This window comes from Bordetella sp. BOR01 (assembly GCF_019218885.1).
GTDB lineage: Bacteria > Pseudomonadota > Gammaproteobacteria > Burkholderiales > Burkholderiaceae_B > Bordetella_A.
Genome location: NZ_JAHUWT010000001.1, coordinates 418,069 through 432,735, shown reverse-complemented (window position 1 = coordinate 432,735; position 14,667 = coordinate 418,069). Strand labels below are relative to the sequence as shown.

The 14,667-nt window shown below is 65.5% G+C and carries 13 protein-coding genes and 1 tRNA gene; 3 read left to right on the top strand and 11 right to left on the bottom strand.

Annotated features, from left to right (window positions below; genetic code table 11):
• The first annotated feature begins 148 nt into the window (after positions 1 to 148).
• Positions 149 to 224, top strand: a tRNA-Gly gene (locus tag KW845_RS02055).
• Between the two features lie 254 nt (positions 225 to 478).
• Here the strand turns inward: KW845_RS02055 and KW845_RS02050 are convergent.
• Positions 479 to 1,447: a Dyp-type peroxidase gene (locus tag KW845_RS02050; protein WP_218367512.1), complete on the bottom strand. Its 969-nt coding sequence runs from the start codon at positions 1,445 to 1,447 to the stop codon at positions 479 to 481.
• 369 nt (positions 1,448 to 1,816) lie between these two features.
• Between KW845_RS02050 and KW845_RS02045 the strand changes: the two genes are divergently transcribed.
• The gene (locus KW845_RS02045; RefSeq protein ID WP_218367511.1) at positions 1,817 to 2,728 is read left to right on the top strand and encodes a LysR family transcriptional regulator; all 912 of its coding nucleotides are present in this window, start codon (positions 1,817 to 1,819) and stop codon (positions 2,726 to 2,728) included.
• Between the two features lie 86 nt (positions 2,729 to 2,814).
• On the opposite strand, the gene KW845_RS02040 is transcribed toward KW845_RS02045, so the two are convergent.
• From KW845_RS02040 to KW845_RS02000, 9 genes are all read right to left on the bottom strand, one after another.
• Positions 2,815 to 3,582 (bottom strand): HpcH/HpaI aldolase/citrate lyase family protein, encoded by a 768-nt coding sequence (locus KW845_RS02040; protein ID WP_218367510.1) that lies wholly within the window; start codon positions 3,580 to 3,582, stop codon positions 2,815 to 2,817.
• Positions 3,583 to 3,591: 9 nt separating this feature from the next.
• Entirely contained in the window at positions 3,592 to 4,527 is a 936-nt protein-coding gene (locus KW845_RS02035; protein ID WP_218367509.1) for a tripartite tricarboxylate transporter substrate binding protein, read from the bottom strand.
• Between the two features lie 227 nt (positions 4,528 to 4,754).
• The gene (locus KW845_RS02030; protein ID WP_218367508.1) at positions 4,755 to 6,356 is read right to left on the bottom strand and encodes an amidase; all 1,602 of its coding nucleotides are present in this window, start codon (positions 6,354 to 6,356) and stop codon (positions 4,755 to 4,757) included.
• A 48-nt stretch (positions 6,357 to 6,404) separates the two neighbouring features.
• Positions 6,405 to 7,400, bottom strand: coding sequence for a tripartite tricarboxylate transporter substrate binding protein (locus tag KW845_RS02025; protein WP_218367507.1), 996 nt, complete (start codon positions 7,398 to 7,400; stop codon positions 6,405 to 6,407).
• A 111-nt stretch (positions 7,401 to 7,511) separates the two neighbouring features.
• On the bottom strand, positions 7,512 to 8,354 hold the full coding sequence (locus KW845_RS02020) for an SDR family NAD(P)-dependent oxidoreductase (protein ID WP_218367506.1): 843 nt from the start codon (positions 8,352 to 8,354) through the stop codon (positions 7,512 to 7,514).
• On the bottom strand, positions 8,351 to 9,085 hold the full coding sequence (locus KW845_RS02015; protein ID WP_218367505.1) for an SDR family NAD(P)-dependent oxidoreductase: 735 nt from the start codon (positions 9,083 to 9,085) through the stop codon (positions 8,351 to 8,353). The genes KW845_RS02020 and KW845_RS02015 overlap by 4 nt, the downstream gene beginning before the upstream one ends.
• A gap of 2 nt (positions 9,086 to 9,087) precedes the next feature.
• A complete protein-coding gene (locus tag KW845_RS02010) occupies positions 9,088 to 9,873 on the bottom strand; it encodes a citryl-CoA lyase (protein WP_218367504.1) in 786 nt (261 codons plus the stop codon).
• Complete coding sequence (locus KW845_RS02005) at positions 9,870 to 11,372, bottom strand: AMP-binding protein (protein ID WP_218367503.1); 1,503 nt, start codon at positions 11,370 to 11,372, stop codon at positions 9,870 to 9,872. Before KW845_RS02005 ends, KW845_RS02010 begins: the two co-directional genes overlap by 4 nt.
• 18 nt (positions 11,373 to 11,390) lie before the next feature.
• Positions 11,391 to 12,401, bottom strand: a complete 1,011-nt coding sequence (locus KW845_RS02000; RefSeq protein WP_218367502.1) for a tripartite tricarboxylate transporter substrate binding protein — start codon at positions 12,399 to 12,401, stop codon at positions 11,391 to 11,393.
• 102 nt (positions 12,402 to 12,503) lie between these two features.
• Between KW845_RS02000 and KW845_RS01995 the strand changes: the two genes are divergently transcribed.
• Positions 12,504 to 13,250 carry an IclR family transcriptional regulator gene (locus KW845_RS01995; protein ID WP_218367501.1) on the top strand — a complete coding sequence of 249 codons (747 nt, stop codon included), beginning with the start codon at positions 12,504 to 12,506 and terminating at the stop codon, positions 13,248 to 13,250.
• A 37-nt stretch (positions 13,251 to 13,287) separates the two neighbouring features.
• Here the strand turns inward: KW845_RS01995 and KW845_RS01990 are convergent, their stop codons facing one another.
• Positions 13,288 to 14,547: an MFS transporter gene (locus KW845_RS01990; protein WP_218367500.1), complete on the bottom strand. Its 1,260-nt coding sequence runs from the start codon at positions 14,545 to 14,547 to the stop codon at positions 13,288 to 13,290.
• Between the last annotated feature and the right edge of the window lie 120 nt (positions 14,548 to 14,667).

The following is a 14,667-nucleotide window of genomic DNA, read 5'->3' as shown; positions in this document are numbered from 1 at the left end:
GTTACTGAAAACAAGAACGGATTATGCGCACAGCGAACGATATCCCACATATTAACGGCAGGCCGCCAATGGTTTGCACACCGCCCGGAAAACCGCTATGATGCCGGTCTTCGCTGATTGGCCCATTGCTTTAACCGGGCCCGGCAACGCGGGAGTAGCTCAGTTGGTAGAGCGCAACCTTGCCAAGGTTGAGGTCGCGAGTTCGAGACTCGTCTCCCGCTCCAACTTATGATCTACAGACTTCCACTGGCGTCTGTAATTCGTTGAAAAAGGAGCTTCGGCTCCTTTTTTCATTCCAGCGAAAGCCGCGGAAATCCACCGACAGCCAACGTTTTTTATCCTGCGGATTTTCGGCAAGAACGTGCTGCCCAGCCTCGGGAAGATGTCGATCTACGACATTCGCCGGCTGGTTGACAGCGCGGTGACACCGGACGACGCGTAGGACCCATGGCCGTCGTCGGGGCCATGCGACCCCGCACTACGTTTGCACCGCCTGCACCAGTGCGCTCAGCGTGCGGGGCGCGGGAGCGAAGAACACGGCGCCGGTGCGCGCGGTCGAGAAATCGAGCAGGCGGTCGTGCATACCCGGCGGATCGCCGAGGAACATGCGCTCCAGCATCTGCTGCGTCACCCACAGATACCTGGAGTAGCCGATGAAGTACGTCCCATACTCGCCGTGGCCGGGACGACCGAAAGGCATGTTGTCGCGCAGGATGTCGTGCTCTGTGCCGTCGTCGTCCACGATCGTGGCGAGGGTCTTGTGCGACTTCTGGCCGCTCGTCGCGTCGGGCAATTCGACGTTGCTGACGATCTCCCGGCCGATGATCTGCTCCTGCTCATCCTTGGAAAGCTGAGCCCACGGCTGCATTCGATGCAGATACTTCTGCACCACCACGTAGCTGCCGCCGGCGTGCTCCTGATCCTCGCTGCCGACCAGCGTTGACGAGCCGATGTCGTGGCCAGTCGGGTTGGCTGTGCCATCGACGAAGCCAAGCAGGTCGCGCGAGTCGAAGTAGCGAAAACCCGCGACCTCGTCGGCCAGCGTCACGCTGCTGCCCAATTGGTCCAGCAACAGCCGCTCGAATTCAAAGCAGAGATCCTCGCGCTCGGACCGGATATGAAAGAAGAGGTCGCCGGGCGTGGCCGGCGCCGCGTGCGTCGGGCCCTTGATCGGCGTGAAGGGGCGCAACTCCTTCGGGCGCCTGCCGGTCTGGAAACGATCCCACAGTTCCGACCCCAGGGCGGTGATGCACGACAGCCGACCGTTGAGATCGCGAAAGCCGACGGTCTTGATCAGATCGTCCAGCCCGTCCAGGACACCGGCGACGGCCTGCAGGGCCTCCCGGCCCTCGGCGACCGTCAACGTGAGAAACACCGCCGCGCGCGACAGCGGCGCATCGATGCTTTGCGAGTCGATTGGCACTCGATCCCAACTGCTTTCAGCCATTTGCACCTCTCTGATATTGGTTGCCAGGCGGTCGCAATACGGCGCGATCGAGCCCTTTCTAATTCACATATGGCCGGACATGGTAACGCCATCGGCTATTCTTTCCATGGTGCCCTCATCCTGCGCGAGGTGACAATTCCCGGGGCGTTGGCGAACTTCCTGCCGATTGCGGATGCGAGGTGTCCGCGTCTCGGCAGATTTGCGCAGTGTAAGCAGATCCATGGTGACCTTCAGCGCTCTACGGAAACCTGCCTGGTGGCGTCGTGCATAAGAACCCCCAATAAGCAATCTGGCCCTGTTTTCGCTTCGGGGTAGCCTGTCTGACTCATCTATAACGATGGCCACCACGATAATGGCCTTGCCCATGCCATGAAACGCCCTTTCGATCTGCAACAGCTTCAGTGTTTCGTGACGCTGGCCGAGACCCTGCATTTCGGCCAGGCGGCCCAGCGCCTGCATATGACGCAATCGCCGCTGAGCCGGCAAATCTCGTTGCTGGAAGAACGGCTGAACGTCAGGCTGCTGGTGCGCAGCAACCGCTCGGTCTCGCTGACGCCGGCAGGTACGTTCCTGCTGCAAGAGGCCCGAGCCATCTTGCATCGCGCCGGCGAAGCCGCCGCCAAGACGCAGTTGGCCGCCCGTGGAGAACAAGGCACGCTCGTCATCGGGTTTACCTCGACGGCGGCGTTTGACCTGGTGCCCCGGCTGGTGCAACGGCATCACGAGCAGTATCCCGGCGTCAGCTTCGTTTTCAAGGAGTTGCTGATCGAAGAACAACTGCATATGCTGGGCGAAGCAGCGCTGGACGTAGCCCTGGTGCGCCCGCCTGTGGACTCCAGCCTTTTCGCATCGCATCTTCTGACGACGGACCGCTGGGCACTGGCCATGCCAGCCGACCACGCGCTCAGCGCGTTGCGGCAGGTGCCGCTGCGTCATCTGGATGGCGCACCGATGATCGCCTGGTCACCGCATTCCCGGTATTTCCACCTGGCGCTGGAACGGCTCTACGCGGCGCATGGGGTGATGCCCCGGGCCATTGTGTCGATGTCGCAAATCACTGCCATGCTGGGGCTGGTGCGCCGCGGCGTGGGCTTGGCCACGGTACCTTACGCAGTGGCCTCGCATGCCGTGGAAGGCATCGCCATACGGCCTCTGCAAATCGCGCGCAAGTGGGCGGAAGACGCCGGCCTGCAGACCTTGCTGGCCTGGCGTCGCCATGAGCACGATGCTACCGTCCACCGGTTCGCGGAGACGGCCAGGCAGTGCGCGGCCACCCCCTGAGCCGCTCGCCGGGCTCGCCCTTCGCCTTGCGTTCCTCGTGACCCGGCCTGGGAACGGGAACCGGCACGGCCGACAAGCCTGCCAGGTCACCCGGCAGATGGGCGCAGTTGCCTGGTCTCGACCAATTGCTGTGTCATGCCATGCAAGAACAGGCGCAAGTCGTTCTGCAAGGTGGCAATGTCAAAGCCGGCCGCCAGCATGTCGGCCACCATTTGCGGCGAACCGCAAGCGATACCGCAGAGCTTGCCCGCCGCCTTGGTGCGCCCGAGAATGTGCTCGATATGTTCCTTCACCGCCTCGCACGGGATGGCCTGGGCCGGATGGCCGAGCGCCAGTGCCAGGTCGTTGGGCCCCACGTAGACACCCGAAATCCCGGGAACGGACAGGATGCTGTCGAGGTTGCGCAGGCCCGCCTCGGTTTCCACCATGGGAAGGATGACCAGCGCTTCATGCGCGTGGGCCACATAGTCGTTCCCCAGGCTGATCTGGGCGCGATGCGGGCCGAACGATCGCATGCCATGTGGCGGGTAGTGGCACCAGCGCGCCAGTTGTTCCGCCTGGGCCCGGTCATCGATCATCGGGCAAATAATGCCCTGGAAGCCGGCATCGAGCGCTTTCATTACAATGCCGGGCTCGTTCCAGGGCACTCGGCACATGGCGGGCACACCCCGGCCGTCGATGGCCTGCAGCACCCGCAACGCATCGGAGAAATCCTGCACACCATGCTGCAGGTCAACTGTCAGGGCGTCGAAACCGGCAACTGCCATGGCTTCGCCCAGCAAGGGCGAGCCTGACGAACACCAGCCCATCACCAAACCGCCCGGCCGGCGGCATTTTTCAAGAAGATTGAACATAAGGGCCGCCTATTGGGGTTCGATGCCGGCCTCGGTGGCCACCTTGCGCCACAGTGCCGCGTTGTCGTGCAGTTCCTTGCCGAACTCGGCAGCCGTACTGCCCACCGCGTCCAGGCCGGCCGCGCGCATTTCCTGCTTCATCTGCGGCGTGGCCATGACCGCAACCACGGCCTGCTCCAGTGTGCGAACCACCTCGGCAGGCGTACCCTTGGGCGCCCACAGGCCTTGCCAGCTCTCGATGCCGAAACCCGGATAGCCCTGTTCGGCCACGGTCGGCACGTCGGGGAACTCGGGGGCCCGCTTATGTCCGAAGACGGCCAGCACCTGCGCTTTGCCCGCCTGTACCTGCCCCTGGGCGAGCTTGGGTCCTTCCATGGTGGCATGGACCCGGCCGCCGATGATGTCCGCCCAGGCGGCCGGGGTACTCTGGTAGAGAATAGGCTCGAGCTTCGCGCCCGTCACCTGATTCAGGTATTCGAACACCAACGTAGTCGCGCCGGAAGGCGAGCCGTAGAACACTTGGCCGGGCTTGGCCTTGGCCAGCTCCACCAAGCCCTTGAGCCTGCCGCCAGGAATGGCGTTGGCGCCGACCAGCACATTATTGCTGGAGGCGATCAGCGAGATGGGGTCGAAGTCCTCGACGGGATCGGGTTTGAAGCCCTTGATCAGCATGGGGGCCGCCACGAAGCCGCTGGTCGAGAAGAGCAGCGTATAGCCGTCGGGCTTGGCGCGCGCCACCAGCTCGGCACCGATAGCCTGGGCGGCGCCTGGCTTGTTCTGGACCACGACCGGCACCTTCAGGTGGTCGCCCAGCCGCTGGGCCAGGATGCGGGCCGACGTATCGGCCACGCCCCCCGCGCCGATGGGCACGATCAGGTTGATGGCGCGATCAGGGTAGCGGCCAGCCGCGTCCGCATGGGCAGCGATCGGCGCGAGCAAGGACATCGCAGCGGCAAGGTACGGCGCCAGTCCCCTGGCGAGTGAGGGCGAAGGCCAGGCTTTCCTCATGAGTGCTTGTCTCCTTTATGTTTTGCAGGGCGCAGCGGCGGTGTTGCCCGCGCAAGATGCGCAAGCCATTCTAGGAATGCGCCGCCTTTGGCGTCCAACTCAAAAAAGGACAGGAATCAGCCAATTTTCGAAAGCCGCGCCGCTATACCAGCCTTGGCGGATATTCAAGCCGCCATCGGCGGCCGGCGCAAATGCCACGTCGTCGCCTTCTGGAACGCATGGCCCAGCCGCAGCAACAAGGCTTCGCTGTACGGGCGCCCGATCAACTGGAAGCCCACCGGCAGCTCGCCGGGCTCATCGTCCGGCGCGCACGCCCCGCCTGGCAGCGACAGCGACGGCAGGCCCAGATAATTGACCGGCCGCGTCAGGCGCGTGAGTTCGCCACGCAGCAATTGCGATTGCGCGTTCATGGTGTCGAAGGCATCGATACGCGGCGTGGGCAGGGGAAACACCGGCGCCAGCAAGACATCGACATCGGCCAGCACGGTTTGCGCGAATCGCAACAGCAGGGGGCCGCGCAGGGCCAGGGCCTGCAAGTACAGCGTGGCCGGGATCGGCGCGCCTTCCTGCAGCCTCGCGCGCGTGAAATCGCCCAGCGTCGCCGGGGCCTGCGGCCGCAGCAGGCCTTCGTACAAAGCGGTCGCCTCGGCGCGGATCATCAGGATGGCCAGCGCGTTCACGGCATCGTAGGGGAAATCGGGCACTTCGCGTATGTCGGCCCCCAGCAGCCGGAATGATGCGATGCTCTGGTCAATCACGGCCCGTATCCCGGGATGCAGGCCGGCGGTGAAATAGCCTTGCGGCACGCCTATGCGCAATCGGGCCACCGGGGCATCCAGGCTGCCGGCGTAGTCATCGCTGCGCGGGGCCGCTACGCTGCCCGCATCGGCAATGTCGTGGCCGGCGATGGCCTGCAGCATCAGCGCACAATCGCGCGCGCTGCGCGCGATCGGGCCCAGGTGGTCATGCGTGGCGCTCAGGCTCATGGCGCCTGCCCGGCTGACCAGGCCGAAGGTGGGTTTCAGGCCGGTGACGCCGCACAGGGCCGCGGGAATGCGGATCGAGCCGCCGGTATCGCTGCCCAGTGCGCCATCGACGGCGCCGGCCGCGACCACGGCAGCCGAGCCGCTGGACGATCCTCCGGGGATGCGCGTGGCCGACCAGGGGTTGCGGCAGTGGCCGGCCATGGCATTGGTGCCGGACGGATCGAACGCCAGCTCGGTCATGTGCAGGCGCGCCAGGTGCAACGCGTCGGCCTGGTCGAAGCGGCGCAGCACCGTGGCATCGAACGAGGCCGGGCCGGCGGCCTGCGCCATGCCATAGCCTGCCATGCGCCCCACCCGATGCAGCAGGTCTTTGTGCGCCAGCGGCATGCCGCCCAGCAAGCCCAGCGGCTCGCCCGCCGCCAGGCGCATGTCCAGCTGGAGTGCCTGCTTCATTGCCGAATCATGCAGCAACTCGACGCACGCCGCCGTGGCGCCCTGCACCTGCGCCAGGCGGTCCAGCGATGCCCGCGCCAGGTCTTGCACCGTCACCTCTCTTGCCGCGAGCCGCTCGCGCTTTTCCCACCAGTCGTGCCAACCCGGATCGGCGGACAGCGCCGCAGTCGGCGTGGCGCCGGGCACGGCCTGCGCCGTGGCATGCAGGGCCTGGGCCATCGAATCCGGCATCAGGCCCAGGCCGGTGCCGGTTTCGGTGGCCAGGCGCGCGACAGTATCGCGCCATTGCGCAATGACCTCATTGCGGGCGGCGGTCGGGTTTTCCACTGCAATCTCCTGTGTGCGCAGCAAGCGCAACCTGGCGGATCCGAACAATCACAGCTTGGGGATGTTGCCCGCCGTGATGATCTCGTCCCACTTTTTCAGTTCGCCCGCGATGAACTGGCTGGCCTGTTGGCGCGTACCGGGCAGGGTCTGCGCGCCGCGCTCGGCCGCGTAGTTCTTCATGTCGTCTTCGACCAGGATGCTGTTGAGCGTCTTGTTCAGCGAATCAGCGATGCCGTCCGGTATGCCGGCCGGCGCCCCCAGGAAGAACCAGGCCGAGACATCGAAGCCTTCCAGGCCGTAGGGCTTGCCCACTTCGGACAGCGTGGGCAGCTCGGGAAACAGCGCCGAACGCTGCGTGCCCGTCACGGCCAGGGCCCGCAGGCTGCCCGCCTTGACGTGCGGTGCCGAGGACGGCATGTCGTCGAACATCACGTCTACATGGCCGCCCAGCAAGGCGTTGACGGCTGGTCCGCTGCCCGAGAATGGCACGTGTTCCATCTTGGTGCCCGCCTTGATGTTGAACATCTCGCCGGCCAGGTGGATGGTGGTGCCGGCACCGGATGAGGCATAGGTGGCATTGTCGGTCTTGCCGTGCTGGACCAGGTCGCCAATGGAGCGGATGGGCGAATCCTTGTTCACCACGATGATTTGCGGGCTGGCCGCGATCAGGCCGATAGGTGTGAAATCCTTGATGGGATCGTAGCCGGTGTGCTTGTACAAGTTGGGTGCCACGCCATGCGATGCCACCGTGCCCAGGTACAGCGTGTAGCCATCGGGTTTGGCCCTTCCCGCATAGGCCGTGCCGATATTGCCCCCTGCCCCCGGCTTGTTCTCGACCACGAATGACTGCTTGTAATGGTCGCCCAGCTTCTGTGCCAGCTTGCGGGCCAGCACGTCGGTCGCGCCACCCGGTGCGAAGGCCACGACGATGGTCACCGGGCGTTGCGGATACTGGCTTTCAGCCTGGGCCGGTACGCCGCATGCCAGGCTCGCCGCCATGGCTGTCAGGCTTACCAACGATTTGATGCTGCGGCAATTCCACATTGCAAATTCTCCTGATAAACACTGCTGTTGTATGACTGCTGACCGCGAGAGGTGACGCGCGGCCGCCCCCGCGTGGGCACGGCCGCAATGACTGCTGCTTGAATCAGGGGACTAGGCGTACTTCCCGATAAGCCCGCCATCGACCACCAATTCGGTGCCCGTGATGTAGGCTGCCTCGTCCGAGGCCAGGAAAGCCACCGCATTGGCGACCTCCCATGGCGTGCCCATGCGCCCCATGGGAACTTGCCGATCGCGCGCGGCCCTGGCCTGTTCGAAATCGTCGGCCGAGAACATGCGTGCCACCGTATTGCGCACCCGTGGCGTGTCGATCAGGCCGGGCACCACGGTATTGGCGCGGATACCCTGCCCGGCGTATTGCTGGGCGATCATGCGCGCGAAGTGGATAACCGCCGCCTTGGTAACGTTGTAGGCAAGGTGCGGATAACCCAGGTAGCGCAAGCCGGCCACCGACGACACCGCCACGATGGCGCCGCCGCCCTGCTTGCACATGATGGGCAAGACCAGCCGGCTGGCAATGAGCAGGCTGTCGACGTTCACTTTCTGGATGCGTTCCCAGTCGGCCATGTCGATGTCTTCGGGGCCGCCCACCTTGCCGATGCCGGCATTGGCCTGCAGGATGTCCAGCCTGCCGTAGCGCGCCATGACGGCCTGTACGGCCTGTTCCATGGCGGCGGGGTCGGCCACATCGGCTTGCAGGGCCAGGCCTTGCCCGCCCAGGGTTTGTACGGCGACCAAAGCATCCTGCGCGGCCTCGAGCCTGGCATCCAGCACGCACACGGCCGCGCCATGGCGCGCCAGCGTGGCGCAACTGGACTTGCCGATGCTCCAGCCCGGGCCGCTGGATCCGCCACCCGACACCAGCGCCACCTTGCCGGCCAGCCGGGTGCTGGCGGCGGGCAACAAGGCCTGCAAATGATCGAGATCGTTGCTCATGCCGCTGCCCCCAGGCCCACCGTCATGCCGCCGCACACATACAGCACCTGGCCGGTGATGAAGCCGGCCCGATCGTCCAGCAGCGAGGCCGCTGCATGCGCGATGTCGGCCGGCGTGCCCATGCGCCGCACCGGGATGCTGGCGCGTATTTTCTCGGTTTGCGGCGCGCCCGGCGGGTTCACCCGTTCGAACAATTCGGTGGCGATCGGCCCCGGCCCGATGGCATTGACGGTAATGCCGTCGCCCGCCATTTCCAGTGCCCAGGTGCGTGTCATGCCCAGCAGGCCCGCCTTGCTGGCCGCATACACCATGCGCTCGGCCTTGCCCAGGGCCGCGCGGCTGGAAATATTCACCACGCGCCCGAATTGCCGGCGGCGCATGGCCGGCAGCAGCCCCTGCATCAACAGCATGGGGGCCTGGATATTCAGCGCCATCACGAACGCCAGGTCATCCGGCGATGCGTGCTCGAGCAGCGCCGGGCGTACCGTGCCGGCGTTGTTCACCAGGTACAAGACATCGCGTTCGGCCGCCAGCGCGGCCACGGCCTGGCGCGTGGCATCGGCACTGCACAGGTCGACCGCTACATGCATTTCACCTGCCAGGCACGCGGCGGGCGCCTTCAGGTCGAAGTTGACGACCTCATAGCCGTCTTGCAGCAGCCGTTCGATTACGGCACGGCCGATTCCGGCGCTGCCACCGGTTACGAGTGCGACGGGCGCTTGCGTTGCCATGGTCAGTTCTCCTGGTGGCGGTGGGCCGATTTGCCCGCGCCCACGTAGGGAATCTCGCGGTCGATCGTTTCCCAGATGAAGCGGCCCGAGGGGCATTGCTGTTCTTCGGCCACGTGCGCTACCAGGCCGGCGGCGCGCGAGATGACCGCGAAGCCGCGCATCAGCTTGGTGGGAATGCCCAGTTCGCCCAGCAGGGCCGCCACCGCGCCGGTGGCATTGATGGTGATGTGGCGGCCATACACGCTGTCGACGGTGAGCGCCAGCAGTTCCAGCGCCCCCACCCACTTTCCTGCCAGGTCGGGCTCGGCACGGGCCAGTTCCAGCAGCTTGACCGCGCGCGGGTCATCAGGCTTGTGCAAGTGGTGGCCGAAACCGGGCAAGGGCTGCCTGGTATCGCGATGCGCCTGCACGATGGCACGCGCCTCGGCCTGGGCATCGTCGGCCTTGAGGATGCGATCGAGCAGCAGCGAGCAGTTTTCCATGGTGCCCACGAAACTGCTGCCCACGGCCATCAGGCCGGCTGCCACCGCACCCTGCAGGTTTTCGGGCGCGCTCATGTAGACCACGCGCGTGGCGATGGCGCTGGGCGTCAGGCCGTGTTCCATCAGGGTGATCAGCACGGCATCGACGATGCGCAGGTCCACGGGGCGTGCGTCGCGGCCGATAATCTGCGAGAACATCACTTCGGCGTAGGTCTTCTTGCCGATCAGGTCTTCGACCAGGTCGGAATCGCGGTACGACATGCCCTCGAGATGGTGGGCACACAGGCGGGTAACGGGGCGGTTCATGCGAGCTCCTTGATGACGGTATCCCGGACGACGTTCTTGAGCACTTTGCCTACCGACGAGCGCGGCAAGCTATCGAAAACATGGATGCGCTTGGGCGTATGCACCGGGCCGAGCCTGTCGCGGACGAACACCATCAAATCCTGCGGTTCGGCGGATGCGCCGCTGTGGAGCTGCACGGCCGCCTGCACGGCCTCGCCCCATTTGTCGTCGGGAATGCCGAAGACCGAGCACTCGTACACGGCGGGATGCTGGGCCAGCGCGTTCTCGACATCGATGGGGTAGACGTTGAAGCCGCCGGTGATGATGACGTCGCGCAGGCGGTCCTTGATGGTCAGGTAGCCGCGTTCGTCCACGACGCCCACGTCGCCCGTGTGCAGCCAGCCATCGACAATGGTTTCGGCCGTTTTCTCGGGCAGGCGCCAGTAGCCGGTCATGACCAGATCGCCCCGTACCACCACTTCGCCCGCTTGCCCGGCCGGCAGGATGCGGCCTTCGCGATCCATGATGGCGAATTCCGAGAACCAGGTGGCGCTGCCCACCGACCCCAGGTTGGCCAGGTCGGCAAAATCGGCCGGCGTAATGGCCGTGACGATCTGCGGGGATTCGGTCTGGCCGTAGGTGGCCCCCACCACCGGCCCGAAGAATTCGCGCACCTGCTCGAATTTTTCAACCGGCATGGGTGCCCCGCCGTAGATCAGGTTGCGCAGGCCGGGAAAATCGGCGCGCGACACGCCGGGCTGGGCCATGATCATGTAGATCAGGGTGGGTGGCATGAACGACAGCGTGCCGCCGCGCTCGCGGAATGCCTTGGTAATGGTGGCCGGCGACGACTCTTCCAGGAACACATGGGTGCCGCCCTGGGCCAGCACGGGCAACAGATAGGTGGACGTGCCATGCGTCACGGGCGCGGCAACCACGTAGCGGTCTTCGCTGGTCAGCTTCCAGGCCTGGATCTGGTTGACGATGACGGCCGTCCAGGCCCGGTAGGGCTGCATCACGCCCTTGGGCAGGCCGGTGGTGCCCCCGGTGAACTTGATCGCCTGCGTGGCGTCCGTGCCGGGTTCGCAGCGCACGGGTTCGCGGCCGGCATAGGCTTGCAGCAGGCCCGCCAGGGTGTGCTCGCCGGTGCCATCCAGCTGGATGTGCGCCGCCTGGCCTGCGGCCACCAGCGCATCGCCGGTGCCGTCGGTCAGCACGATGCCGGGCTCGGTGGCATCGAGGATGCGCGCGATTTCCGGCGCGGTGCTGCGGTAGTTCAGCGGCACCCAGATCTTGCCCGAGGCGATCACCGCCAGCAGCGCCACCACATGCTGCGCCGTATTGCCGGCGCAGATCGCCACGCGGCTCTGCGGCGCGGGGTCCAGGGCCTGCAATGCGGCGGCGAGTGCCTGCGACTCGCTGCGCAAGCGCCCGTAGGTCCACGCGCCCTGTGGCGTGTCCAGGGCAACGCGGCCACTGAAACGGGCGGCAGCCCGCAGAAAGAAATCAATCGGGTACACGGACAGCTCCTGGTTCTGCTATTGCACTTTGAGGCCGGCCGAGGTCACGACCTTGCCCCATTTCTCGATTTCGCTATCGATAAGTTCTTGCAGCATCGCCGGCGTATTGGGCGCCGTGGGCAGCACGAATCCGCCGGCCGTGTAGGACTGGCGCAAGGCATCGCCCGACAGGCCATCGTTGATGGCCTGGTTCAGCTTGCCGATGATGGCGTCCGGCGTGCCGGCCGGCGCCATGACGGCAAACCAGGACTGCACCGAAAAGCCCGGCAGGCCGGACTCGGCCAGGGTGGGCACATCGGGCGCGAACGACACCCGCTCGAGCGAGGTCACGCCCAGCGCGCGCAGCTTGCCGGCCTGCACGTGCGGCAGCGACGACGGCAGGTTGTCGAACATCGAGTCCACCTGGCCGCCCAGCAAATCCGCCACCGCCGGGCCGCTGCCCCGGTACGGCACATGCAGGATGTCGGTGCCGGTCGTCATCTTGAAGATCTCGCACGACAAGTGAATGGAAGAGCCGCTGCCCGACGACGCGCAGGTCAGCTTGCCGGGATGGCTCTTGGCGTAGGCCACGTACTCTTGCACCGAGTGGATCGGCAACTTGGGATGCACCACCAGGATATTCGGAATCGTGGCCAGCAGCGCCACCGGCGCGAAGTCTTTCTTGAAGTCGTAGTTGAGCTTCTCGTACAGGGTACGGTTGATGGTGTTCGCGATCGAGCCAATGTACAGGGTGTATCCGTCGGGTTTGGCGCGGGCCACGGCCTCGGCGCCGATATTGCTGTTGGCGCCTGTGCGGTTCTCGACCACCACCGGCTGGCCCAGCGAATCCGACAGCGACTTCGCCACCAGGCGGGCCACGATGTCAGTGGCGCCGCCGGCCGCGTAGCCGACCACCAGCGTCACGGGGCGTGTGGGGTAAGCCTCGGCCTCGGCAGCGTGGGTGACCGGAACCAGGCCGACACCGGCCAGCAAAACGGCCAGGGGCCGGACCAGGCGTCGGACGACAAAGCGTCGCATAACAGAATGCATGGCAGTCTCCAATGATTTGTTCATTATTCAAACAACGTGTGAACCAAGCCCGATATATGATCTACGTGGCCTGTCATATCAGGAAGTTTGGATGTTCAAATAATGAACAGCACACAGAACGCGAATACGGGCGCCAGCACCCTGAGACGGGACCTGCACATACTTGCGGCCTTGCGCCGCACACCGGAAGGCCTGGATATCGCCGGCATCGCGCACGCCCTGGCCATGCAGCGCACCAGCGTGTACCGCTACGTCTCGGTCCTGGTCGAAGAGGGCTACGCCGTGCGCAACGCACAGACCGGACGCTATCGCGTGGCCTCGACCTGGACGCAGCCGGTAGACGAACAGACCCTGTCGGTGGCGCAATTGGCTCCCGCCATGCGGCGCATCAGCGACCACACCGGGGATTCGTCTTTTCTTATCTGCCGCGTAGGCACGGATTCCTTATGCCTGCACCGCGAGATCGGCAGCTATCCGGTGCAGGTATTGGCCGTGACCATCGGCCATCGCCAGCCCCTGGGCGTGGGCGCGGCCGGCCTGGCGCTGCTGGCCGCCCTGCCGGTCGATGAAGCCGAGGCCATCATGCAGCAGTACCGCGAAGCGCTGCGATCGTATGGCCAGATGACGGTGCCGCATATGCGGTTGCTGGTCGAAGCCACGCGCAACCGCGGCTGGTCGGCAGTGGGGAATGCGGCGGTGCCCGGTGTATTGGGGGTGGGCGTGGCACTACGCGACCGCTCGGGGTATCCCCGCCTGGCCGTCAGCGTCTCGTGCATTCTGGACCGCATGCCGGCAGCCCGCCAGCGCAACATCGCCGACCTTATCCGTCGGGAAATCGGCCAGGCCTGATGGCCCGACGGGCACGCCCGGCCACGGCCCGGGCCGCTCAGCGCTGGGCGTTTTCAAATCGATCGACGGTGCGCAGCGCCGGGAACAGATAGCTCCACAGGCCCACCACGGCCAGCGTGCACAGGCCGCCGGCGATGGCAGCCGGCACGGCACCCAGCAAGGCGGCGCTGGACCCGGCACGGAATTCGCCGAGTTCGTTGGACGAGCCGATGAAGAGCATGTTGACCGAATTGACGCGCCCGCGCATCTCGTCGGGCGTCGCGAACTGCAACAATGCACCGCGCACATAGACGCTGACCATGTCAGCCGCGCCCGCCACGGCCAGCGCCAGGCACGACAGCCACATCCAGTGCGATAACGAGAACACCAAATTGGCCAGGCCGAACACTGCCACCGCCAGCAGCATTCGCCGCCCCACTTTGGCGTTGAAGGGAAACATGCTCAGGCAAATGCCCGCGACCACCTCGCCGCCTGCAATCGAACTGCGCAGCAGACCCAACCCCTGGGGACCCACGTGCAGGACTTCCTGTGCATAAATAGGCAGCAGGGCAACCACGCCGCCCAGCAGCACAGCGAACAAATCGAGAGAAATAGTGCCCAGGATCATGGGCCGGCGGAAGATGAAGCGGATGCCGATACCAAAGCGCTGCCAGATATTGCTGCCGGCAGCCTGCGCCGCGCTGGCCCTGGCTGCCGCGGGCAGCACGCGCACTTTCCGCAGCAACAATGCCCCGGCGGCAAAGGCCACCAGGCATATCGGATAAGTGAGCAGGCTGCCACCGGCCGCGTACAGCAGGCCGCCCAGAAACGGCGCGCCAATGGCGGCGCCACGCATCACCATGCTGTTGGTGGCGATGGCCTGGGGCAATTGCTCCCGCGTCACCAACTGCGGCAACAGGCTCTGCATGGCCGGGCCGGAAAAAGCACGCGATGCCCCGAACAGCACCAGCACCGAATAGATGCCGGACACACCCGCGTGCCCGCGGCCCGATACCCACCACAGCAAGGCGCTGCAGATCGCGCCTACGCTCCAGCTGACGGCGAGGATATGCTTGCGCGGCAGCCGGTCGATCAGGTCGCCGGCCGGCAACAGCAAGAGCAACATAGGCAGGAACTGCGCCAGGCCCACGTAGGCAAGGGCCATGGGCTCGCGCGTCAGGTCATACACCTGCCAGGCGACCACCACCGCCTGGATCTGCGTGGCGCCCACGGCAAACACGCGGGCCAGCAAGAAGGCCATGAAGCCGGAGGGTTGGCGCAACAGGGCGGAGAAATCGGCGGAAGTCGAAGCAGGCATGAAATCGGGAAAACCGGGCCAAGGTGGCTGGGCGTTGCGCCCCACCGACAATACCGGACCGGAGACATGACGGGATGCCCGCTATTGTGCCACTCTTATATAAGAGTAGCGGCAGCCAGG